We start from the raw sequence: 21,062 nt of genomic DNA on the forward strand, positions 1-21,062 counted from the left end.
AAACAAAATATTTAATTATAAATCAACTTCAAAAAAAAATAAAGAAAAATAATTTTCGACAGAAGGAATTTAAATAAGCATGTCGAAAACTTTATACACAAGAAAATGTTCTAAAATAACAACTGATCTGATAAAGGAGGAGCACGAATTGCAAAAGATCGAGGTATTATTGGCAGACGACAACCGTGAGTTTACAAACCTGCTTGGTGAATACATTTCGGATCAACAAGATATGGTGGTTTCCGGAATCGCTTATAACGGCGAAGAAGTACTGAGCATGATTGAGGAATCGGGAAAAGTACCGGATGTGCTGATCCTTGACATTATTATGCCTCATTTGGACGGCCTTGGCGTACTTGAGCGATTACGCGATATGAATTTGTCTCCGCAGCCGAAAGTCATTATGCTTACGGCATTTGGTCAGGAAAATATTACGCAGCGAGCCGTACAATTGGGGGCTTCCTATTATATTTTGAAGCCGTTTGATATGGAGGTGCTCGCCAGCCGTATTCGTCAACTCGTTGGCTCGTCCAGCAGCATTTCGTCAGGCGCTTCATTTACAAGTATGAAATCCAATGTGGTTCCCATGGGCAAAGGCAAAAATCTGGACGCGAATATCACTTCGATTATCCATGAGATTGGTGTCCCTGCTCATATCAAGGGTTACCAATATTTGCGTGAAGCCATTACGATGGTATACAACAATATCGAAATTCTTGGTGCGATCACCAAAACGTTGTATCCGGCAATCGCAGAGAAATTCAAAACAACGCCTTCCCGCGTGGAACGTGCGATCCGTCATGCAATCGAAGTGGCCTGGACACGCGGTAACATTGATAGCATCTCGCATCTGTTCGGCTACACCATCAACATCAGCAAATCCAAGCCAACCAACAGCGAGTTTATCGCGATGGTCGCTGACAAGCTGAGAATTGAGCATAAGGTATCTTGAAAGGGTAAGGACTGAGGAAGGGATTTAGGGTAATGAAAGAGGTTATCCTGAATGTCTACTTGCGCGGAACATTGAAATCACTCCTTTATTGGTTGCGATGTCGTAATCTGTGAAGGAGTGATTTTATGTTTGCCATGGACTTTGAGCAAAACAAACCAGCCGCTAATCCGGCTGGTTTGTTTTTATTTAGGTAACTTAACAGGTGAACAATCTTCGGTGTTATCTACCTTCGATTGGCCTCACAGATAATACATTTTGAACTGGATATCCTGCTCGTGGTTTCCGAACTTCTTGCCGAATAAGGTGGCACCTCCCACGTGCTTTGCATCTTCCTTCACTTCAATTCGAAAGGTCCAGCGATCACAGGTTGCATCCAAATCATCTATGGAGACAGCAGAGAGCGGGTCGCCATCGATATAAGTACCATGGCTTGTAATTCGTATCGTTTTTAGCAGACCGTATTGGTTGATGTTGTGCGGCCACCATGCAGGCGTATACTTCCCCCTCGTATCCGCGAAATCCCCCGGGCTTGTCCACGTCCCAAGTTCGATCCCGTTTAAGGAGAAAGTGATGTCGGAAGGCCAAACATCATTCGAAAAAGGAAATTCCGAGGAAATCTCCAAGCTGATTTCGAACTGCTGCAGCTTTTCATCCTTTTGAAGGAAGTTCGCGATGTTGTATTGGATAAAGCCCTCCGTAAACCACAGGATTTCTGCATCCACACGTTTAGGATCCATGAAGTATTTGGGTTCGTCAACCCGCCCGATAAATTCCTTCTCGGTAGCAAGGCCGCAGGTAGGTTTCAGGTCATAGTCCGTATAATGCCCGATCGGCACGGAAGCCTCATATGAAGCAAAGGAATGAAAAATCTTTTTCGGGAAGTTGATTTCGATATGATCCACCTTCAGGATCGAGATTTTTTGCTGTCCCGATTTTCCCGGTACTTTTTCTGTCCGGATAATGCCTGCATCTTCGAGCTTTTTAATATGTTTTGTCACAATCGGACTGCTGATTTGAAGTTCTTGGGCCAAATCTTTGATATTCATTTTGTTTTTGGAGAGCAGCTGAATAATCTTGATTCGAACTTCGCTGGCCAAAGCCTCGTAAACCACAAGCGATGACTTGTCTATTTCCAATTGCATATGACCACTTCTTTCAACAAGTTTTTCATAAACCAGGTTCATTAACTTATATGCATCATAACACATGCTTTATTAACCTGTATATAAATCTAAGCATTTAATACAACAAATTTTCAATTATATGATTAATTTAAATGTTAATTAAACTAAAAATAAGTAACAAAGATTTATATATATGTTATTGACACCGTTTTCAAAACGAGTGTATACTGAACCAAAGTTAATCGTTTTCATGATCCATGTCGGTAAATGATTAACCAAATGATTAGTAATAGGAGGAGAGTTTGTTGAAGAAAAAAATGGGGGTTTCACTAATACTTGTATTGTTAGCGGTAGCGGTACTAGGGGGATGTGGCAACGGGGACAAGAACACCATTACCTTCTGGACGCCTTTGACAGGTGATGACGGGGCTTACATGGATCAGCTAGTGAAAGATTACAACGCCACCAATCCTGAATATAAAGTGAAGCACGTGATTACTTCGGATATGTATACAAAAATTTCTACCGTCCTGAATTCAGGCAAAGGCGTTCCTGATCTGTCCATTATTCACGCAGACCGCGTTCCTAGCTTCGTTAAGCAAGGTGTGTTGGAGCCGATGACGGCAGTCATGCAAGCTCAGCCAGAATTGAAAGCGGATAATTACTTGCCGCAGGCCTGGGCAACAGGAAACGTCGAGGGCACCCAATATACAGTACCCCTTGATATTCACAGCAATGCGATGTATTACAATAAAAATTTGCTCAAAAAATACAATGTTGAAAGCTTCCTGGATGATGATGTCGTGACCATTGATGAAATTTTGTCGCTGCAAGGCAAGCTGGATGAAGGCGATTACGTGATCAATGACGCTCTGTTGGGCTGGGTTGTGCTGGCGCAAATCCAGAACCTGGGCGGCGACATTCAACAAGACGGCAAGCCGGCCGTAAATACAGAATCCATGAAGCAAGCATTTACGGAGATTAAGAAAATATCGGATGCAGGCTTGATGACCCCTTTTGGTGAGGACGGCTATCTGATGTTCCAATCTGGAAACGTTTTATTTTCCACAGACGGCACATGGAGCTCGACGGCACACGCAACCGTCGATGGATTGGACTTTGGCGTTACGAACATTTATTCGACGAGTGCTGATAAGTATACGAACCGGGCCTCTTCGCACTTATTCTCCATGCTGAAGAACGATAAGAGAACGGACGAGAAAGAGCAGGCTATCGGCCAGTTCCTGGAATTCATTCGCCAAAACTCGATTGAGTGGGCAAAAGCGGGACAGATTGTAGCGAGTAAACAGGTCATTGAGAGCCCGGAGTACGGTAATTATATTCAGTCATTCTTTACCGCCAACGAAAAAGAAATCGAATCCTTGTACATTTACACCTACGAATACTATCCATACGTAGCGGAGGCTGTGGATACATATGCAGCGGATATCGTACGAGGCAATGTCGATATCGACGAGACCCTGGCGACGATGCAGAAATTTGTAGAGGATAAAATCGCGGAAGGCAACAGTGCTGCAAAGTAAATAACAGCAGAGCAGATTGAAAAAAAGAAAAGTGTCCTTCCTTAGAAGACACTTTTCTTTTCCAAAGGAGAAATGAAAGGGTATGAATAAGAAGTCGTTGACGCCTTATTTCTTTGTAGGTCCCCATCTGATACTTTTTATCGTATTTATTCTATTGCCGACCCTATACGGGATCTATGCTTCCTTTACGCAATGGAATCTGATTAATGACCCTGTATGGGTTGGCTTGGCCAACTATAAAACGATTCTGTTTGACACGGAGTCTACCTTCTATACCCAATTTATGAATGGATTAAAAAATACGCTCATCTTTGTTGTGCTAAGCGTCCCTATATTAATCATCATTCCGTTAATGATTGCCGTATCGCTGGAACACAAAAAAGTGAAAATGAAAAATGTGATTCAGTCCATCCTCTATATTCCCGGACTCATCTCGATTTCCGCAGCGGCACTGATCTGGTCTTTAATCTTCAATAAGCAGCTCGGGATTACGAATAATATTTTCGGCTCAGAAACGGTCTGGGCGGCCAACCAGCCCTATGCCTGGCTGATTATCATTGTCATTACGGTGTGGGGCGGAGTCGGTGGCAACATGATTATCTACCGTGCTTCCATAAGCGGAGTGTCGAAGGATTTGTATGAATCGGCCGAGATAGATGGAGCGGGGCCTGTCCGCAGATTTTCAAGCATTACACTGCCTTCCATTCGTTTTCCGCTGATCTATACCTTTGTTATGACGACAGCCGGAGCCTTTAACGTATTCGGTCAGCCATTAATGATGACGGACGGAGGACCCAGACAGAGCACGACGGTATTGATGATGTATATCCGGCAGCTGGCCTTCGGTCACGGGGAATCGATTGCGGGTATGGCATCCGCGATGGCGGTTTTGCTCGGACTGGTCATTCTCGTCATTTCAGCCCTTCAGTATTATGTGATGAACCGAAACGCGTCCTAGCGGCATGATCAGCTTGCAAACGACGGAAACGATAAAAGGTAGGTGTACTGTGCAATGTCGAACCCGGTAGTACATGAAGTAAACGCGGATTCCAAGCTTGGTCGCTCTGGTCCGAAGAAGGCTTCATCCAACATAAGCGTGTCAAAATATATAGCTTACGCATTTCTGATCATCCTGTGTGTGATATGGGCAATTCCGGTCATATTTGGCATTACCACATCTTTTCGGTCCCAGGCTGAGGTGGTTTCCAGCGGTTTCAGACTGCTGCCCGATAGCTGGATTTTTGATAATTATGTCACGATTCTGCAAAACACGTCGACCGCGCCCATTCTGCGCTGGTTGATGAACTCCGTGTTTATTGCAACGATGCATACGCTGCTCGTGATCGTTGTCATTTCCATTACAGGTTATGGATACTCGCGCATGAACTTTAAGGGAAGAGATACCTTGTTCTTTACCTTGCTTGGAATATCCTTCTTTCCTGGGGTAGTGAATCTGATCCCGTCTTATAAAATCATTGATGCGCTGGGATGGGTTAATACATCTTGGGCAATGATCATTCCCGGTTTGGCCGGGATGGGGAACATTTTTTTGGTCAGACAATTCATGATGGGCGTTCCCAAGGATTTGGATGAATCGGCACGCGTGGATGGAGCGGGAGATTTTAGAATCTATTACTCTATTATTTTGCCGCTCATGAAACCTGTACTGATTGTATGCGGCCTGTTTTCATTTACGGGTTCCTGGAATGATTTCCTCTGGCCCGTCATCGTGTATACCGATGTGGAGAAGATGCCGGTCACAGCAGGTTTGCTGTTGTTACAGGACATTTACGGCAATTACCGCATGATCGGACAATTGATGGGTTCTGCGATCCTGGCCATCATTCCGACGCTGCTGTTGTTCCTGTTTGCCCAGAAATACTTTGTGCAGTCGATTAACTTAAACGCAGGCATCAAAGGATAGCAAGAAGATTGGATTCAAAGAAACATTTAAAAATAGAAAGCTAGCGGAAGTCAAACTATAAGGTATAGGAGTCGTCACCATGTCTGAATTATATATAAAAAATCCCCTGATTGAACAAAGGGCTGATCCCTGGATCTATAAACATACCGATGGTTATTATTACTTTACCGGTTCCGTGCCGGAGTATGACCGTATTGAGCTTAGACGCTCGCAAACGATACATGGGCTTGCGGATGCTGAAGGAATTACGATCTGGCGCAAGCATGAGTCAGGCCTGATGAGTGCCAACATATGGGCACCCGAGATCCATTATATGGATGGAAAATGGTATGTGTACTTCGCCGCTGCCCATACTTCAGAAACGAGGGACGGATTGTTTGATCATCGCATGTTCGTACTGGAGAACGCTTCGGCGAACCCGCTCGAAGGGGAATGGGTGGAGAAGGGGCAAGTGATCACGAAGTGGGAATCTTTTGCCTTGGACGCAACAACCTTTGAGCATAGAGGCAAACGATATTATGTATGGGCTCAGAAAGATCCGGGCATTCCAGGCAATTCCAATCTGTACATTTCATTGATGGAAAATCCATGGACCCTTACAGGGGAACAGGTATGCATCTCGGTTCCTGAGTACGACTGGGAGAAGATCGGGTATCTTGTGAACGAAGGGGCCGCCGTTCTGAAGCGAAACGGGCGAATATTCATGACCTATTCCGCGAGCGCCACGGACCACAATTATGCGATGGGGCTGCTGACAGCCGATGAGGACAGTGATCTGCTGAATCCGAGCTCCTGGGTCAAGTCGCCAGTACCCGTGTTTACGACATCGGAAGCCAATGGCCAATATGGACCAGGGCATAACAGCTTCACGATTTCCGAGGATGGCTCGCAGGACATTCTGGTGTACCATGCAAGAAGTTACAAGGAGATTGTGGGCGATCCTCTATATGATCCGAATCGGCATACGCGCGTACAGGTCATCCGGTGGAACGAGGACGGGACGCCGAATTTCGGGGTGCCGAGAGCGGATGATGAACCGGTCTCCAAGCTATGATGCAATTTGTAATTGGGGTTATAGAACGAATCGATTTACAAACATCAGACCGACTGAGCTTAACAGCTTGGTCGGTTTTTTACATTACAGGAGATAAGCAGCATAATATAAAATAGGAAAAAAGAAGGAGTCTTCGATATGGATGGAGAAAAGAGGACTGATCGTTTTATGCAATGGTTAAGGATGTATAAAGTACGGTACTATTAACGATATTCTTATTTCCCGGTAAGGAGGAATTATAAATGGCAAAGATATTAGTATTGGGCGGTACCCGCTTTTTCGGTAAAAGGCTGGTTAACCGGCTGCTGGCTAAAGGCGATGCCGTTACGATTTTAACGCGCGGACATCACCAGGATTCATTCGGGGGTGCCGTTGCGCGGCTTACCGTGGATCGAAAGGATCCGGAAGGTTTAAAACAGGCAGTGGGAAGCCAGGACTTTGATATCGTGTATGATAATATATGTTATACTCCGGAAGAAGCGGGACAAGCTGCAGACATCTTTGCCGGACGGATTGGACAATACGTGCTGACCTCTACGTTATCGGTCTATGATTTTGCGGATCATCCGGTGAGGGAAGAGGACTTTGATCCTTACAGATACCCTGTCATGATGAACGAAAGCAGGGACTACAGCTATAAGGAAGGCAAGCGCCAGGCGGAGGCGGTATTATTCGGCTGCCACAACCTGAACGTTACCGCTGTCCGGCTGCCGATTGTGCTGGGACCGGATGATTATACGCGAAGACTGCATTTTCATATTGAGCATGCAGCCAGCGGAGAAGCTATTGGTTTGCCTGATCCTGACGCGCAAATCTCGTTTGTGCATGCCGAGGAAGCGGCAGCGTTCCTGGAATGGGCAGGTCAAGTTCAATTGGAGGGCCCAGTCAATGCTTGCTCCAGCGGAACGATTTCGGTCCGGGAATTGATGAGCCTGATCCAGCAGGAAGTTGGAAGGTCGGCACCGCTGCAGTCTTCCGCAGCACCTGACCACATGTCCCCGTTCGGAATTCCGGGAGATTGGACGATGGATCATGCCAGAGCGGCAGCTGCCGGCTTTAAATTTTGGGATTTGCACGATTGGATGCCGAAATTGATTGCTGAATTGTCCGCCGATTTGAAGGTTCGCTAGCGAAAGCGGCAGGATCATTATCATTTAGAAGAAAGATAGAGGGAAGTGCCCTGAAAGGAAGATCAGCATGAGCGACAAGATGGCAGCATGGAAAGAGCGTATTCGAGAGGTAGAAGCCATGGAAGGCTTATCTCCGGAAGCCCTGACGTTAATCCATGCGATGTATGACGAATTGGAAGTTTTAACGAAGCAAAATTTCAATCTGCGGAAAACCGCGCTGAAAGCGACGTCCAGAGAAACGAGAATGTCGAGTAAACTGAAGGATGCATTGATGGAATAAACGGCGGAGTTCAGAACATATGATAAACACCGGGGAGGGCTCCCCGGTGTTTTTTTGATAGGATTAGCTTTTGGATGGCGTTCCTGATTTCGGCGCTTGGCGCTTCTTTTTGAATCTTGGTCCAACGTAATTTCGCTTGCGGTCCCGGAACAGAATCCAGCCGCCCAAGAATCCGATACCAATGACAAACAGAGCTAGCCCGCCTAGAAAAGATAGCCAACCGAAAGCGGGGTTTGCCACACTGTCATCCCCATGAACGGAAATATATAGAAAAACCGCATCTTTCATCATTAAGAAACCCTTCATTGCCATAAAACCCGGGATAACCAAAATCAAGATGGCAATAAAGCGGGAAATTAACATTTTCATAGAAGATTCCTTCCTGCGACTGATGTAATGAACTACCGTTTATCATACCTTTTTCATAGGGCAATGTCTATTTCCATTATGGATGCTGATTTTGTAATCCGAAAAAAAGAGAGTACAATGAAAGTGTAAAACTGGACTTATTATGGAGGTGCCGTTTGTGGCTATAACATGTGATGTAGCAATTCTTGGCGGGGGAACCGGTGGATATGTTGCGGCCATCCGCGCAGCCCAGCTTGGTAAAAATGTGGTCATCATCGAGCAGGACAAACTGGGGGGGACCTGCTTGCACCGCGGCTGTATTCCGAGCAAATCTTTGCTTCGGAGTGCCGAGCTGTATGCAGAAATGAAGGATAGCGAGAGCTATGGCATCGAGACGGACGGGGTCCGGCTAGCGTTTGACAAAGTACAGAAGCGTAAAGACGGTATCGTCGCTCAGCTGCACCAGGGCGTTCAATATTTGATGCGCAAAAATAAAATTACCGTCGTGCAGGGCAAAGGGAGAGTTATCGGCCCGTCCATTTTCTCTCCGCGCAGCGGGGCAGTGGCGGTTGAGCTTCCGGACCGCGAGATGGAAACCGTGGTTCCCACTCATCTGATCATCGCAACCGGTTCGCGTCCGCGTCACTTACCGGGGCTAGAGCCTGACGGCATACATATACTGACAAGCGACCATGCGCTTCAACTGGATGAGCTCCCTGCATCCATCATCATCGTAGGAGGCGGCGTAATCGGCGTGGAATGGGCCTCGATGCTGAATGATTTTGGCGTTCAGGTCACGATTGTTGAAGCTTCGTCCCATCTGCTGCCAGCCGAAGACGAGGAAGTTGGACGGGAGCTGACAAAGATGCTCACCGCCAGAGGCGTAGAGGTTATCACCAACGTTTCCATTCAAACCGATAGCTGTGAGATCCGGAATCAAAGCGTGTCCATCACGATTGAGCAAAAGGACGATACCAGAACATTGTCAGCGGACAAGCTGCTCCTCTCTGTCGGGAGAATCGGTAACACTGAAAATATCGGGCTTGAAAATACCGACGTTCGGGTTGCGAACGGCGTCATCGTGGTGAATGCCAATATGCAAACAACAGAACCCCATATTTACGCAATCGGCGATTGCATCGGGGGTCTTCAGCTTGCCCATGCAGCAAGCCACGAAGGGATAGCCGCGGTGAACCATCTGGCAGGCGAGAAGACGGAAGCCTACAGAAGCGAATGGATCCCTCGCTGCATCTATACCCGTCATGAGGTAGCCAGCGTCGGACTAACGGAGAAGCAGGCCAAAGAACGCGGACATGAGATCAGGATCGGTAAATTCCCGTTCTCGGCGATAGGCAAATCTTTGATCCACGGAACGAAGGAGGGTTTCGTGAAGGTTATTGCCGATCAGAAGACGCAGGATATTCTGGGCGTGCATATGATGGGTCCGCATGTTACGGAGCTGATCGGCGAAGCGGCACTGGCGCAAGTACTGGATGCGACTCCATGGGAAGTGGGAGCGGCGGTGCATGCCCATCCATCCTTATCCGAAATCATCGGTGAAGCGATGCTTGCGGTGGATGGACGAGCCATTGGATTATAAGGATAAGTACATCCTTTTGTGGAATCCCTCATTTCTTTTTGCCGAGAAAGGGATTATAATAACATTAAGCCAAGTCTTAGTACCAGGTTTTAATACTTGATCAAATACGCCTTTAAACTTAGGTTACAAGGCGCGAAGGATCAAGCCTGAAGTCATGGCTCACATAAAGGAGGGATCTCCATGAAAGAACATGAAACGGTTATGGCAAACAACAATAGGCATGAGCAGCTTGGACTGAGCGACGGACAAGTGCTAGACATGTACAAATATATGGTGCTGGCGCGAAAATTCGATGAGCGCAACCTGCTGCTGCAGCGTGCGGGCAAAATTAATTTTCACGTATCCGGGATCGGGCAGGAGACGTGTCAGGTTGCTGCTGCGTTTGCCCTCGACCGGGAGAAAGATTACTTTTTACCCTATTACCGCGACTATGGATTTGTATTGGCAGTGGGCATGACGCCTCGCGAATTGATGCTGTCGGCTTTTGCCAAGGCAGAGGATCCGAACAGCGGCGGACGGCAGATGCCTGGACACTTTGGGAGTAAACGCCTGCGAATTGTGACGGGCTCCAGCCCTGTAACCACACAGCTTCCGCATGCAGTGGGTATCGCACTGGCGGCGAAGATGCAGAAGAAGGATTTTGTATCGTTTGTTACGTTTGGCGAGGGCTCAAGCAATCAGGGGGATTTTCACGAGGGCTGCAACTTTGCGGGCGTTCACAAACTTCCTGTCATTATCATGTGCGAGAATAACCAATACGCCATTTCGGTGCCGCTTCATAAACAGATTAGCGGGAAGGTAAGCGACCGCGCGCTCGGTTATGGATTCCCTGGCATTCGAGTGGATGGCAACGATGCGCTCGAGGTCTATGCAGCCGTAAAGGAAGCGCGTGAGCGTGCGATTCGCGGAGAAGGTCCAACACTGATCGAATCCATGATGTACCGTTTGTCTCCGCACTCCACATCGGATAACGATTTGGCGTACCGGACAAAAGAAGAGGTCGAAGAGAACTGGAAGAAAGACGGCGTCGCCCGCTTTAAGAACTATTTGGTCGACTGCGGGCTCTGGGACGAAGCACGCGATCAGGATCTGATTGCGCAATTAAACCTGGAGATCAAAGAAGCGACGGATTCTGCAGACTTGGCTCCATTTCCGAAGCCTGAAGATACGCTTCTTCACGTATATGCCGATGATGAAGGGGGCGTGTAAAAGATGGCGGTAATGGAATATATCGATGCAATTCGCCTGGCCATGAAGGAAGAGATGGAGCGTGACGAGTCCGTATTCGTGTTAGGCGAGGACGTAGGCGTCAAAGGCGGCGTGTTTACAACAACCAAGGGTTTGTTGGATCAGTTCGGCGAAATGAGGGTGCTTGATACCCCGCTCGCGGAGTCCGCGATTGCCGGTGTCGCTATCGGAGCGGCCATGTATGGCATGAAGCCGATTGCCGAGATGCAATATTCGGACTTCATGTTCCCGGCAACCAATCAGATTATTAGTGAAGCAGCGAAAATCCGCTATCGTTCCAATAACGATTGGAGCTGTCCCGTCGTGATTCGTGCGCCGATCGGCGGCGGAATATTCGGGGGATTGTATCATTCCCAGTGCCCGGAATCGGTTTTCTTCGGAACGCCGGGATTGAAAATCGTTGCGCCGTACTCGGCCTATGATGCGAAGGGGCTGCTGAAAGCTGCGATACGCGACCCGGATCCGGTACTGTTCTTTGAGAACAAAAAATGCTACAAGCTGATTACTGGCGATGTACCGGAAGATGATTACGTTGTACCGATCGGCAAAGCGAAATTGCTGCGCGAAGGGTCGGATATTACGGTGATCAGCTACAGTCTGCCGCTGCACTTTGCCATGCAGGCTGTCGAAGAGCTTGAGCAGGAAGAAGGCATCAGCGCGCATGTTCTGGATTTGCGTACGATACAGCCGCTTGACCGGGAAGCGATTATTGAAGCGGCCCGTGCAACGGGTAAAGTGCTGATCGTTCATGAAGATAATAAGACCGGCGGCGTCGGCGGGGAAGTAGCCGCGATTATTGCGGAGCACTGCCTCTATGATCTGGATGCCCCGATCATGCGCTTGTGCGGTCCGGATGTACCAGCTATGCCAATCAGTCCGCCGATGGAGAAATTCTTCATGCTTAACAAGGACAAAGTCAAAGAATCCATGCGTCAATTGGCGCTTTATTAAGAACAGGGAGTGTGAGCATGTCACAAAATCAGAAATTGACCGATGTTACAATGCCTCAGCTGGCGGAATCCCTTGTTTCGGCGACCATTGCCAAGTGGCTGAAGAAGCCGGGGGATGCCATCGAGCAGTACGAACCGATCTGTGAAGTCATTACCGACAAAGTCAATGCCGAGATTCCATCCACCTTGGACGGCGTCATGGGAGAGATTCTTGCCCAGGAGGGCCAGACCGTCAATGTTGGCGAGATCATTTGCCGGATCTCTGTCGCTTCCGGTCAAGGGGCAGATCCTTCTCCCCAGCCGGCTGCAAGTGCTCCCGTGAGTCAGCATCAGGGAAGCGGCAGCGAAGAAGGTTCGATGCGTTTCCGGTATTCCCCAGCTGTGCAAACACTGGCAGCCGAGCATCAGATTGATCTTTCGCGAGTACAGGGATCAGGCATGGGCGGCAGAATCACTCGTAAAGACGTACTGGCTTATATTGAAAAGGGAGGAGCAGCCCAAGGCCAAGGCGCTCCTGCCGGAGCAGCACCAGCCCAGAGCGCCCAGGCACCGAAAGAAACGATACAGCCTAGCGGGACTTCGCCGTTTCAAGGGCTGCAGCATCAGACGCCTGCGGAACCGTCGCCTCCACTTGGCACAGCTATTCCGGATGTGCGTCATTCCGGGCTGCATTTGACGGAATTGCCGAAAATTCCAACCATCGAAGTGGAAGGAATGGAAGGCGGCAGATCGGAATACTTTATCGATGTTACGCCGATGCGTAATGCGATCGCCAGAAATATGCGTCAAAGCGTGACGGAGATTCCGCACGCGTGGACGATGATTGAGGTCGACGTGACCAATATCGTATTGCTGCGTAATCAGCTGAAGGACGAGTTCAAGCGTAAGGAAGGGGTTAATCTGACCTACCTGGCCTTTTTGCTGAAAGCCGTTGTGAACGCAATTAAAGATTATCCGATCATGAATTCGTTCTGGGCCGTGGATAAAATCGTGGTGAAGCGCGATATCAATCTGTCCCTGGCCGTCGGAACAGAGGATTCCGTGCTGACGCCGGTCATCCACCGTGCCGACCAGAAGAATATTGCCGGCTTGGCTAGAGAGATCGAAGAGCTTGCACGTAAGACCCGTGAAGGCAAGCTGAAGCTAGACGACATGCAGGGCGGTACCTTTACGGTGAACAATACGGGATCCTTCGGTTCGATTCTGTCTTATCCGATCATCAACTATCCGCAGGCTGCGATTCTAACGTTTGAATCCATTGTTAAAAAGCCTGTGGTCATCAATGATATGATCGCTGTTCGTTCAATGGCGAACCTGTGTCTATCCCTCGATCATCGGATTTTGGATGGGGTTATCTGCGGAAGGTTCCTGCAGCGGGTTAAGGATAACCTGGAAGGTTATACCCTGGATACGAAGCTGTATTAATGTTCTTCTATGCATCTGCGGACTGATTCTTCGGAAGAAGGTTCGCAGACGCCACTCATACCAAAGTCAATTACAGGAACATTCATTGGTTAGTGGGAACCCTATGAAAGAAGGCGTTAGCACATGAATAAACCGTTAGATGTATCGTATACGCCGGTTGTAGATTATGGCATGGCTTGGGAGCTTCAAAAACAACATGTTTCCGCCATCGATCAGGGGGAGCAGCATGAATGCTTGATGCTCCTTCAACATCCTCCGACCTATACCATGGGGTCGCAGCGTCATCCGGAGCACTTGCTCTTAAGCAAAGAGGAATTGGAGAAGCAGGGCATCGGCTTGTTTGAAATAGATCGTGGCGGTGACATTACATATCATGGTCCTGGACAGCTTGTCGGGTATCCGCTGTTACTGCTGGACGGCGGCAAGAATTTGAATCTGCACGGTTTTCTGCGCGATGTGGAACAGGTCATCATCGATTACTTGGCATCATACAACATCGAAGCCGGCCGCAAACCCGAGTACACCGGGGTATGGGTAGGGGATCTGAAAATTTGCGCCATCGGCGTTAAATTCAATAAAGCCCGCCAGCATCGCGGATTTGTGACAAGCCATGGTTTTGCGTTTAATATTAAATCCGGGATCGCAGACGCGGGATTCGCTGGAATCATTCCATGCGGCATACAGGAATATGGTGTAACTTCATTGGAAGACTGTACGGGGCGGGTTTTTGAAGTAGAGGAAGTAGCCCGGGAGATCGTGCCATTCTTCACCCGGGTATTTCCATATGAGGCACGTTGGTTGTAACAGCAGGCGCTCGTAAATGCAGGGTGTCAGCGAAGGAACAATGGCTCAAGGATAACCAGCAGTGTTGATCCGATCATCGCAATCAGCATGAGGTAGATAACAATTCGAAACCACTTTTTACGTTGCATTGTGTAACTCCTTTGAAATAGGTTTAATGATGAACATACATGCAGCAGCATCATTCATTGTGATATAGATATAAAGACATTGTATCGTATCTGCGAAAGAGAGGGAAGTCCAGTGATCTCAGAAGAGCGTATCATCCAAGAGTTTATGGAATTGGTTCGTGTCGATAGTGAAACCAAGCATGAAGAAGAGATCTCCAAGGTTCTCAAACATAAATTTTCCGTTCTTGGCTTTGACGTCATCGAAGATGATGCCAAAGAGAAGACAGGGCACGGAGCAGGAAATCTGATTATTACCTGGAAAGCGGACGAGGCGGCCTCGCAAGCACCTAAACTGCTATTCACCTGCCATATGGACACCGTAACGCCCGGTAAAGGCATTAAGCCGACCTTAGGTGATGATGGCTGGATTCGAAGTGATGGAACGACTATCCTCGGTGCTGATGACAAAGCGGGCATCGCCGCACTGCTGGAAGGTATTCGGGTTATCCGGGAAAATAACATTCCCCACGGACAAGTCCAGTTTGTCATTACGGTAGGTGAGGAATCGGGTTTGGTGGGAGCTCGTGCGCTTGACCCTGATGTTTTGGATGCCGATCTCGGCTTTGCCCTGGATTCCAACGGTGAATTAGGCTCCATTGCAGTTGCCGCACCGACCCAAGCAAAAATCAAAATGATTATCAAGGGCAAGTCGGCTCACGCCGGAGTGAACCCGGAGGATGGCATCAGTGCCATTCAAGTCGCTTCAAAAGCGATAGCCAAAATGAAGCTGGGACGCATCGACAAAGAAACCACGGCAAATATTGGCAAGTTCCAGGGTGGAGGCGCAACCAACATCGTCTGTGACCATGTTCAGATTGATGCTGAAGCACGCAGTATCGTTCAAGAGAAAGTGGATAAGCAAGTAAATGATATGCGTGAGGCGCTCGAAACTACCGTGCGGGAGTACAATGCCAATTGTGAGTTCATTAGCGAGATAGTCTACCCGGCTTTCAGTTTTAATGAACATGATGAGGTCGTTCAGCTTGCGCAGCGTGCCATCGGCGGTTTGGGCTTGCCCACCCGCACGTTCCGCTCCGGAGGCGGTAGTGACGCCAACATTTTTAACGGTCTTGGAATTCCAACCGTCAATTTGGCGATTGGATATCAAGATATTCATACGACGCAGGAGCGCATTCAAGCTGCAGATTTGGTCAAGGCGGCGCAGATCGTTGTGGGGATCATCCAGGAAACAGCTAAGGCTTAGTCGACAAACAGGCAGAAGAAAAAGAATAAAGCCCGCGACGGACATTTGACGTCCCTGCGGGCTTTTAGATTTTCTATTAATTCAAGGTTGCCATGGGCGATTGGTTCTCCCGTCTTTTTTGGGCAGGCGACCAACTGGTATGCCAGTTCGTGTTCTCGACCACATGCAATGCGGCATTGATGTTGTCTATGTATGGTTCAATCTCTTTTCTCGCCACTTCCGAGGAATACTGTTCCTCAAGACGGGCAGAGAGGGAGATCAAGGCTGACTGCAAATAACAAGCAGCTTCGCCGAATCGTATCTCTGTACGCCCGGGATAAGCCACTCTAAGCTGCTCGAACAGGGATGCAGCCTCATCATATTTTCCTTGATCATATAAATGCTCTGCCGCTATAAAACATACTTTCATACAGTTGCTGTCCTGCTCTTGTAGCGGCAGCGCTTCCAATTGGTTTAATTTTGAAATTGCGAGTCCTCTGTAGCCTTCATCATAAAGAAAACAGATCAGAGCATAATAAGCATGCTCGCCGCTATGGGTAAGCAGATGTTCGGCTAGGGATATCATATTAAGCGTAACGGCAGCACGTGCTAGTTCTAAAGTATCCGACATGGCGATAAATCGGTCAGGGATCGAATGGTTTATGTTCCACTCGCAGAGCTGCCTGATTCTGGCCAGCTGAGCTCCTTCAGACGGCTTTGGACGTGGCAGTTCGCGCAGGTGGCGAGTCGAGTCGCGAAGGTAACTGTCGATGAGCTGCATGGCTTCAGATACTTGACCCGTCATGATCAGGCAAGCTACATACTGGATACAGGTATCTGGATATAAACTCCCCTGTTTAGCAAAACAATGGGCAGCTTCCGGATAAGCTCCGATGTAGAATAGTGATCTGCCAACCATGATGTTGGAAGCCGGAAAGCTCCTTGTTTCGTCCAGGAGTCGTTCACAAATCGTGTGGTCTGAAATCCCCTGCATGTGCAGGAGTGCAGCCCACTGGTTCAGAGCCTCTTGGACGTAGGTACCGGAATGCTGTACGACGGTTCTGAAAGCTTCCTCCGATTTGCCGAAGGAACGCATCCGCATGCTCAATAACCCGTATTCGAGCCAGCTTAGATCAACTTCCTTCCAGCCCGAACTCGTCTTGTCGGTCGGGGCGGATTGCGCAGCTTCCTTGAAGCTCTTTAAAGCCTTCTCAAGATACCCGCGTCTTTTGTACCACTTACCGCGCTCATATTCAGTTGAAGGTGGATTAGTGATTGGTTCGGTTTCAATAATAGGTATATGTCGCATGTCGAAGCCTCCCAATGTTATAACACCCATATAGGTGTAAAGGTCATGGTCCGTATTCGAAAAAAATAGAAAAAAGTCGAAAATCAGGTCGTAAGACCTAATTTCACCCCTTGTTTTCGTAAATATTTTTAGAAGACTTAGAAATTATATCCATAATCTTTGTTTCCGAGCCCCATTGCTGTTGCCACTGTTTCAGCATGATCCGTATCTGCCAAGCCTGTCCTACCATATGTACGGAATGATCCCCTTTGTAGCTTTTCATGGGCAGGTTCCTTCTTTCTTGTAAATTTTGATATAATACACCTTATGCAATAGCATGGTCAGTCATGCCGTTTTTAAACAAAGGAGGTCATTTTGTGAGCGATATCGGCAGTAAGAACCGAGAAGCCTCGGATAAATTGCTGGAAGAAACCACCCTATCTACCCAATCGATTTTTGAAGGGAAGATTATTTCACTGCAGGTCGATACGGTGAAACTGCCAAATGGTGAGACTGCGAAACGTGAAATTGTCAGACACCCCGGAGCAGTAGCAGTGCTTGCTATAAAAGGCGACAAAATGTTGGCCGTCAATCAATTTCGTCAGCCGCTTGGGCGCTGTGAGGTTGAAATCCCTGCAGGCAAGCTGGAGCGGGGGGAAGATCCGCTGGAAGCGGCGAAGCGCGAACTACAGGAAGAAACGGGTTATTCATGCGGTTCCATTCGTAAACTGCATTCCTTTTATACCTCCCCGGGATTTGCAGATGAGATCATTCACTTATATCTGGCAGAGGATCTGGTCAGCGGCGACATGAACCCGGATGAGGATGAATTTATAGAGATGATGGAAATCTCGCTGGAAGAGGCGTATTCACTCATACAAGAAGAAAGAATCAGCGATGCGAAGACCATTCTCGCCGTTTATGCTTGGAATATGTATAGCCTGACAGGAAAAATCTGATATGCTGCAGCCTGAAAAGAACATGTCAACCGGGGAGGAGCTTCAGTCCTATTACTGCGACATGCACATTCACATAGGGCGCACAAGCAGCGGACAAGCTGTGAAAATTAGCGCAAGTAACAATTTGACCTTTGAGAATATAGCCGTGGAGGCCTCGGAGCGCAAAGGCATCCAAATGATCGGTATCATCGATTGCCATTCTCCTTCGGTACAGCAGGATATTCTCCAATGTTTGGACAGCGGCGTCATGCAGGAGATAGATGGAGGCGGCATCGCGTATCAGGATACGGTGATCCTGCTTGGAAGCGAGATTGAAATTCGCGAAAGCGGCCGTGGGGCAGCCCATGTGCTGGCCTATTTCCCTGACCTAAACACCATTCAGGAGTTTTCTGTCTGGATGGCAAAATACATGAAGAATGTGCAGCTTAGTTCGCAGCGCATCTATGTCAGCCCTCGTGAGCTGCAGCAGGAGATTTTGGATCGCGGCGGGCTGCTAATACCTGCACACGTCTTTACGCCTCATAAAGGGCTGTACGGCAGCATGGCGGATCGTATGAGCGAGGTGCTGGACCTGAACGGGATTGCGGGAATAGAGCTTGGACTCAGTGCTGATTCCTCGATGGCGGGGCGGATAAGCGAACTGGATGCCTACTCCTTTCTGACAAATTCGGATGCGCATTCGCTTGGGAAAATCGGCAGGGAATACAACCGGATTGATATGGCGAAGCCTTCATTTACCGAATTTCGCCAGGCGCTTGGAACAAGTAACGGTCGAAGAATCAGCGCGAACTACGGGCTTAATCCCAGACTCGGAAAATACCATCGTACTTACTGCGGCGGCTGTGACAGCATTCTGGAGGAGGGCAGCGATATTCATGAATTGGTGCGCTGTCCTTACTGCGGGAGTACCAAGCTGGTGCAGGGCGTGTTTGATCGGATTCTGAACATCGCTGACCGCAAAGAGCCCATGGTACCGCAAAGCCGGCCGGCATATCACTATCAGGTTCCGCTAGAGTTCATCCCGGGCCTTGGCAAATCGTCGATGTCGAAGCTGCTGGGGGCTTTCGGCACCGAAATGCACATCCTTCACCAGGCTACGGAAGCAGAGCTTGCCGCTGTTGCTGGAGAAGGGCTCGCTGCCAGCATTGTGATGGCTAGAAACGGGACATTGTCCTTATCGGATGGCGGGGGAGGCTCTTACGGGAAGGTTCTCCGCTAAATCGATCAACTCTTTCAATCGCTAGGTCATACAAGAAGGGTGATGGTCATAGAGTAGAGTAGAGACACAGAAAGGAGACTCTATTCTATGCAATCATTCCGCCAAGCCTTTAAGGATCAGACCATGCTCTATGTGTTCGTGGGCGTCTTGTTTTTAGTTGGCGTCCTGTTTGGAGCGTTGATGGTCAATGCACTTTCATTGGAGCAGCAGCAGGAGATGGCCCGATATTTAAACCACTTTTTTGTAAACGTGCAGGACGGTGGAGAAACCATGAGTCAGTCTTCTTACTGGAGCATCGCAGCCCTTCATCTGAAATGGATCGGTTTGATATGGATTCTGGGATTGTCCGTTATCGGGCTTCCGGGAATATTGATATTGGACTTCTTAAAAGGAGTGCTTATTGGGTTTACGGTCGGTTACTTGGTCGGACAGTATTCTTGGAAAGGACTGCTGTTCGCCTTGGTATCGATTGCACCGCAAAATTTGTTCATCATCCCCGTGCTCATGATGTGCAGCGTAGCGGCGATAACCTTCTCCCTATACATCATCAGGGACCGGTTTATTATGAATCGCGGCGGGAGCATGGTAAAGCCCTTTGCTTCGTATGCGATGCTGACCTTTTTCATGGTCCTGTTAACGCTCGGAGTCGCTTCTTTTGAAACCTGGGTAACCCCGGTCATGATGCGCTGGGTCACGCCAATGTTGCTATAATCCGCGAATTTTTCCATAAAGCAAAACCGTTTGACTTTGTTTGTCAAATCCCCCTATAATGAAGGAAGTGAACAATAACGTGCAGTGATTTCCAAGGGGGAGGGAAACGATGGAAGCGCGGATCGACAAAATTAAGCAGCAGCTACAATCCCAAGGATACAAATTAACGCCCCAACGGGAAGCCACGGTAAGCGTATTGTTGGAAAATGAAGACGACCACCTTAGCGCAGAGGATGTATTTATGCTCGTGAAAGAGAAGGCTCCGGAGATCGGTCTGGCAACCGTGTACCGTACCCTAGAGCTGCTCAGTGAGCTTCATGTTGTCGAGAAGATAAATTTTGGCGATGGTGTCGCCCGTTATGACTTGCGGACGGATACTTCGAAGCATCACCATCATCATTTGATATGTACTCAATGTGGAAGCATGGATGAGATACGCGAGGATTGGCTCGGTCCATTGGAAGAGCGGTTAGAGCGAGAGTTTAACTTTACCGTTCATGACCATCGGCTTGATTTCCATGGCATATGCTACCGTTGCAAAGAGAAGGGCAAGAATGACCAGGACAAATCATAATTTTATATCATTCAACAAACCGCAGTGATGACCATCACGGCAAGCCCTCTACGGCGGTAAGCCGGGAGGGTTTTTTAGATGGTAACCAAAATATATATGGAACATGCACGAGTTCGTATCGTTCACGCAAGAACAATCTATCATTCTACATCATCCATGTACGTCGATAAGACGTTTTTTTTATTCTATCCCAATAACCGCCAAGTCCAATGACTAAAGAACATCAGAGGAAAGCGTCATAATCCAGCAGCTTGTATCATAGGATATACGTGAAGTATACCTGTAATACCCACTTTCACTTGGTGATCAAGCAAAGATGAAAGAGAGGCGCTGCCAGTGATTATATCGATCCGAAAAATAGGCTCAATGATCCGATTTATTACGATGTTTGCCGTTCTGACGATGTTTTTTTACTTTGTGCTGGGTTGGGTGGGAGATTGGCTGACCCCAGTGGATCCTTACCGTGCGCCTTCCGGTCAAGCGGTTAAGGCTTTTCAGCCTGAAAGCACCATGGACTCCCGATTTTCGCCGGCGGAACGTCTGCGATTGTACTACTGGTATGGGGAGTGATCGTGCTT

General features: G+C 48.2%; 23 protein-coding genes. 18 read left to right on the forward strand and 5 right to left on the reverse strand.

Going from position 1 to position 21,062, the window contains the following annotated elements:
• Positions 1-148 precede the first annotated feature (148 nt).
• The gene (gene spo0A, locus MKY82_RS11300; RefSeq protein WP_194541876.1) at positions 149-952 is read left to right on the forward strand and encodes a sporulation transcription factor Spo0A; all 804 of its coding nucleotides are present in this window, start codon (positions 149-151) and stop codon (positions 950-952) included.
• 239 nt (positions 953-1,191) lie between these two features.
• Here spo0A and MKY82_RS11305 read toward each other — a convergent pair whose 3' ends face one another.
• Positions 1,192-2,094 (reverse strand): ArsR family transcriptional regulator, encoded by a 903-nt coding sequence (locus MKY82_RS11305; protein WP_194541877.1) that lies wholly within the window; start codon positions 2,092-2,094, stop codon positions 1,192-1,194.
• Positions 2,095-2,378: 284 nt separating this feature from the next.
• Between MKY82_RS11305 and MKY82_RS11310 the strand changes: the two genes are divergently transcribed.
• From MKY82_RS11310 to MKY82_RS11335, 6 genes are all read left to right on the forward strand, one after another.
• Positions 2,379-3,620, forward strand: coding sequence for an extracellular solute-binding protein (locus MKY82_RS11310; RefSeq protein WP_339296109.1), 1,242 nt, complete (start codon positions 2,379-2,381; stop codon positions 3,618-3,620).
• An 82-nt stretch (positions 3,621-3,702) separates the two neighbouring features.
• Positions 3,703-4,578: a sugar ABC transporter permease gene (locus MKY82_RS11315; RefSeq protein ID WP_194541879.1), complete on the forward strand. Its 876-nt coding sequence runs from the start codon at positions 3,703-3,705 to the stop codon at positions 4,576-4,578.
• A 54-nt stretch (positions 4,579-4,632) separates the two neighbouring features.
• On the forward strand, positions 4,633-5,544 hold the full coding sequence (locus MKY82_RS11320) for a carbohydrate ABC transporter permease (RefSeq protein WP_216530927.1): 912 nt from the start codon (positions 4,633-4,635) through the stop codon (positions 5,542-5,544).
• 79 nt (positions 5,545-5,623) lie between these two features.
• Positions 5,624-6,598 carry a family 43 glycosylhydrolase gene (locus MKY82_RS11325; protein WP_194541881.1) on the forward strand — a complete coding sequence of 325 codons (975 nt, stop codon included), beginning with the start codon at positions 5,624-5,626 and terminating at the stop codon, positions 6,596-6,598.
• 242 nt (positions 6,599-6,840) lie between these two features.
• On the forward strand, positions 6,841-7,728 hold the full coding sequence (locus MKY82_RS11330; RefSeq protein WP_216530929.1) for an NAD-dependent epimerase/dehydratase family protein: 888 nt from the start codon (positions 6,841-6,843) through the stop codon (positions 7,726-7,728).
• Positions 7,729-7,795: 67 nt separating this feature from the next.
• Positions 7,796-8,008: a hypothetical protein gene (locus MKY82_RS11335; protein ID WP_194541883.1), complete on the forward strand. Its 213-nt coding sequence runs from the start codon at positions 7,796-7,798 to the stop codon at positions 8,006-8,008.
• A 63-nt stretch (positions 8,009-8,071) separates the two neighbouring features.
• Here the strand turns inward: MKY82_RS11335 and MKY82_RS11340 are convergent, their stop codons facing one another.
• Positions 8,072-8,377 (reverse strand): DUF2627 domain-containing protein, encoded by a 306-nt coding sequence (locus MKY82_RS11340; RefSeq protein WP_071223872.1) that lies wholly within the window; start codon positions 8,375-8,377, stop codon positions 8,072-8,074.
• A 157-nt stretch (positions 8,378-8,534) separates the two neighbouring features.
• Between MKY82_RS11340 and lpdA the strand changes: the two genes are divergently transcribed.
• The 5 genes from lpdA (at position 8,535) to lipB (ending at position 14,383) form a co-directional block, all read left to right on the forward strand.
• On the forward strand, positions 8,535-9,956 hold the full coding sequence (lpdA, locus tag MKY82_RS11345) for a dihydrolipoyl dehydrogenase (protein ID WP_339296110.1): 1,422 nt from the start codon (positions 8,535-8,537) through the stop codon (positions 9,954-9,956).
• Positions 9,957-10,136: 180 nt separating this feature from the next.
• Positions 10,137-11,165 carry a thiamine pyrophosphate-dependent dehydrogenase E1 component subunit alpha gene (locus MKY82_RS11350; RefSeq protein ID WP_339296111.1) on the forward strand — a complete coding sequence of 343 codons (1,029 nt, stop codon included), beginning with the start codon at positions 10,137-10,139 and terminating at the stop codon, positions 11,163-11,165.
• 3 nt (positions 11,166-11,168) lie between these two features.
• Positions 11,169-12,155, forward strand: a complete 987-nt coding sequence (locus MKY82_RS11355) for an alpha-ketoacid dehydrogenase subunit beta (RefSeq protein ID WP_339296112.1) — start codon at positions 11,169-11,171, stop codon at positions 12,153-12,155.
• A gap of 17 nt (positions 12,156-12,172) precedes the next feature.
• Positions 12,173-13,579, forward strand: coding sequence for a dihydrolipoamide acetyltransferase family protein (locus tag MKY82_RS11360; protein ID WP_339223030.1), 1,407 nt, complete (start codon positions 12,173-12,175; stop codon positions 13,577-13,579).
• Positions 13,580-13,702: 123 nt separating this feature from the next.
• Entirely contained in the window at positions 13,703-14,383 is a 681-nt protein-coding gene (lipB, locus tag MKY82_RS11365) for a lipoyl(octanoyl) transferase LipB (protein WP_071223877.1), read from the forward strand.
• A 26-nt stretch (positions 14,384-14,409) separates the two neighbouring features.
• Here the strand turns inward: lipB and prli42 are convergent, their stop codons facing one another.
• Entirely contained in the window at positions 14,410-14,511 is a 102-nt protein-coding gene (prli42, locus tag MKY82_RS11370; protein WP_162487679.1) for a stressosome-associated protein Prli42, read from the reverse strand.
• Between the two features lie 112 nt (positions 14,512-14,623).
• Between prli42 and MKY82_RS11375 the strand changes: the two genes are divergently transcribed.
• Positions 14,624-15,754: a tripeptidase T gene (locus MKY82_RS11375; protein ID WP_220687471.1), complete on the forward strand. Its 1,131-nt coding sequence runs from the start codon at positions 14,624-14,626 to the stop codon at positions 15,752-15,754.
• A 76-nt stretch (positions 15,755-15,830) separates the two neighbouring features.
• On the opposite strand, the gene MKY82_RS11380 is transcribed toward MKY82_RS11375, so the two are convergent.
• Both MKY82_RS11380 and mciZ read right to left on the reverse strand, forming a co-directional pair.
• Positions 15,831-17,042: a tetratricopeptide repeat protein gene (locus MKY82_RS11380; protein WP_339223033.1), complete on the reverse strand. Its 1,212-nt coding sequence runs from the start codon at positions 17,040-17,042 to the stop codon at positions 15,831-15,833.
• A 103-nt stretch (positions 17,043-17,145) separates the two neighbouring features.
• On the reverse strand, positions 17,146-17,304 hold the full coding sequence (gene mciZ / locus MKY82_RS11385) for a Z-ring formation inhibitor MciZ (RefSeq protein ID WP_194541891.1): 159 nt from the start codon (positions 17,302-17,304) through the stop codon (positions 17,146-17,148).
• Between the two features lie 94 nt (positions 17,305-17,398).
• Between mciZ and MKY82_RS11390 the strand changes: the two genes are divergently transcribed.
• The 5 genes from MKY82_RS11390 (at position 17,399) to MKY82_RS11410 (ending at position 21,054) form a co-directional block, all read left to right on the forward strand.
• A complete protein-coding gene (locus MKY82_RS11390) occupies positions 17,399-17,980 on the forward strand; it encodes an NUDIX hydrolase (protein ID WP_339296113.1) in 582 nt (193 codons plus the stop codon).
• 1 nt (position 17,981) lies between these two features.
• Complete coding sequence (locus MKY82_RS11395) at positions 17,982-19,199, forward strand: endonuclease Q family protein (protein WP_194541893.1); 1,218 nt, start codon at positions 17,982-17,984, stop codon at positions 19,197-19,199.
• 87 nt (positions 19,200-19,286) lie between these two features.
• Positions 19,287-19,910: a stage II sporulation protein M gene (gene spoIIM / locus MKY82_RS11400; RefSeq protein WP_194541894.1), complete on the forward strand. Its 624-nt coding sequence runs from the start codon at positions 19,287-19,289 to the stop codon at positions 19,908-19,910.
• Positions 19,911-20,019: 109 nt separating this feature from the next.
• Positions 20,020-20,484 carry a Fur family transcriptional regulator gene (locus MKY82_RS11405; protein ID WP_006209405.1) on the forward strand — a complete coding sequence of 155 codons (465 nt, stop codon included), beginning with the start codon at positions 20,020-20,022 and terminating at the stop codon, positions 20,482-20,484.
• Positions 20,485-20,820: 336 nt separating this feature from the next.
• On the forward strand, positions 20,821-21,054 hold the full coding sequence (locus tag MKY82_RS11410; RefSeq protein ID WP_194541895.1) for a YqzK family protein: 234 nt from the start codon (positions 20,821-20,823) through the stop codon (positions 21,052-21,054).
• Positions 21,055-21,062 lie beyond the last annotated feature (8 nt).

The sequence above is a fragment of the Paenibacillus sp. FSL W7-1279 genome, assembly GCF_037969845.1.
Lineage (GTDB): Bacteria > Bacillota > Bacilli > Paenibacillales > Paenibacillaceae > Paenibacillus_AQ.

Bases quoted from the DNA above. Each gene is read 5' to 3' on its own strand.
- MKY82_RS11350 (WP_339296111.1), top strand. From the start codon at position 10,137: ATGAAAGAACATGAAACGGTTATGGCAAACAACAATAGGCATGAGCAG.
- mciZ (WP_194541891.1), bottom strand. From the start codon at position 17,304: ATGAAAAGCTACAAAGGGGATCATTCCGTACATATGGTAGGACAGGCT.
- MKY82_RS11395 (WP_194541893.1), top strand. From the start codon at position 17,982: ATGCTGCAGCCTGAAAAGAACATGTCAACCGGGGAGGAGCTTCAGTCC.
- MKY82_RS11325 (WP_194541881.1), top strand. From the start codon at position 5,624: ATGTCTGAATTATATATAAAAAATCCCCTGATTGAACAAAGGGCTGAT.
- lipB (WP_071223877.1), top strand. From the start codon at position 13,703: ATGAATAAACCGTTAGATGTATCGTATACGCCGGTTGTAGATTATGGC.
- MKY82_RS11380 (WP_339223033.1), bottom strand. From the start codon at position 17,042: ATGCGACATATACCTATTATTGAAACCGAACCAATCACTAATCCACCT.
- MKY82_RS11360 (WP_339223030.1), top strand. From the start codon at position 12,173: ATGTCACAAAATCAGAAATTGACCGATGTTACAATGCCTCAGCTGGCG.
- MKY82_RS11320 (WP_216530927.1), top strand. From the start codon at position 4,633: ATGTCGAACCCGGTAGTACATGAAGTAAACGCGGATTCCAAGCTTGGT.
- MKY82_RS11355 (WP_339296112.1), top strand. From the start codon at position 11,169: ATGGCGGTAATGGAATATATCGATGCAATTCGCCTGGCCATGAAGGAA.
- MKY82_RS11315 (WP_194541879.1), top strand. From the start codon at position 3,703: ATGAATAAGAAGTCGTTGACGCCTTATTTCTTTGTAGGTCCCCATCTG.
- MKY82_RS11335 (WP_194541883.1), top strand. From the start codon at position 7,796: ATGAGCGACAAGATGGCAGCATGGAAAGAGCGTATTCGAGAGGTAGAA.
- prli42 (WP_162487679.1), bottom strand. From the start codon at position 14,511: ATGCAACGTAAAAAGTGGTTTCGAATTGTTATCTACCTCATGCTGATT.
- MKY82_RS11305 (WP_194541877.1), bottom strand. From the start codon at position 2,094: ATGCAATTGGAAATAGACAAGTCATCGCTTGTGGTTTACGAGGCTTTG.
- spoIIM (WP_194541894.1), top strand. From the start codon at position 19,287: ATGCAATCATTCCGCCAAGCCTTTAAGGATCAGACCATGCTCTATGTG.
- MKY82_RS11330 (WP_216530929.1), top strand. From the start codon at position 6,841: ATGGCAAAGATATTAGTATTGGGCGGTACCCGCTTTTTCGGTAAAAGG.
- MKY82_RS11340 (WP_071223872.1), bottom strand. From the start codon at position 8,377: ATGAAAATGTTAATTTCCCGCTTTATTGCCATCTTGATTTTGGTTATC.
- MKY82_RS11405 (WP_006209405.1), top strand. From the start codon at position 20,020: ATGGAAGCGCGGATCGACAAAATTAAGCAGCAGCTACAATCCCAAGGA.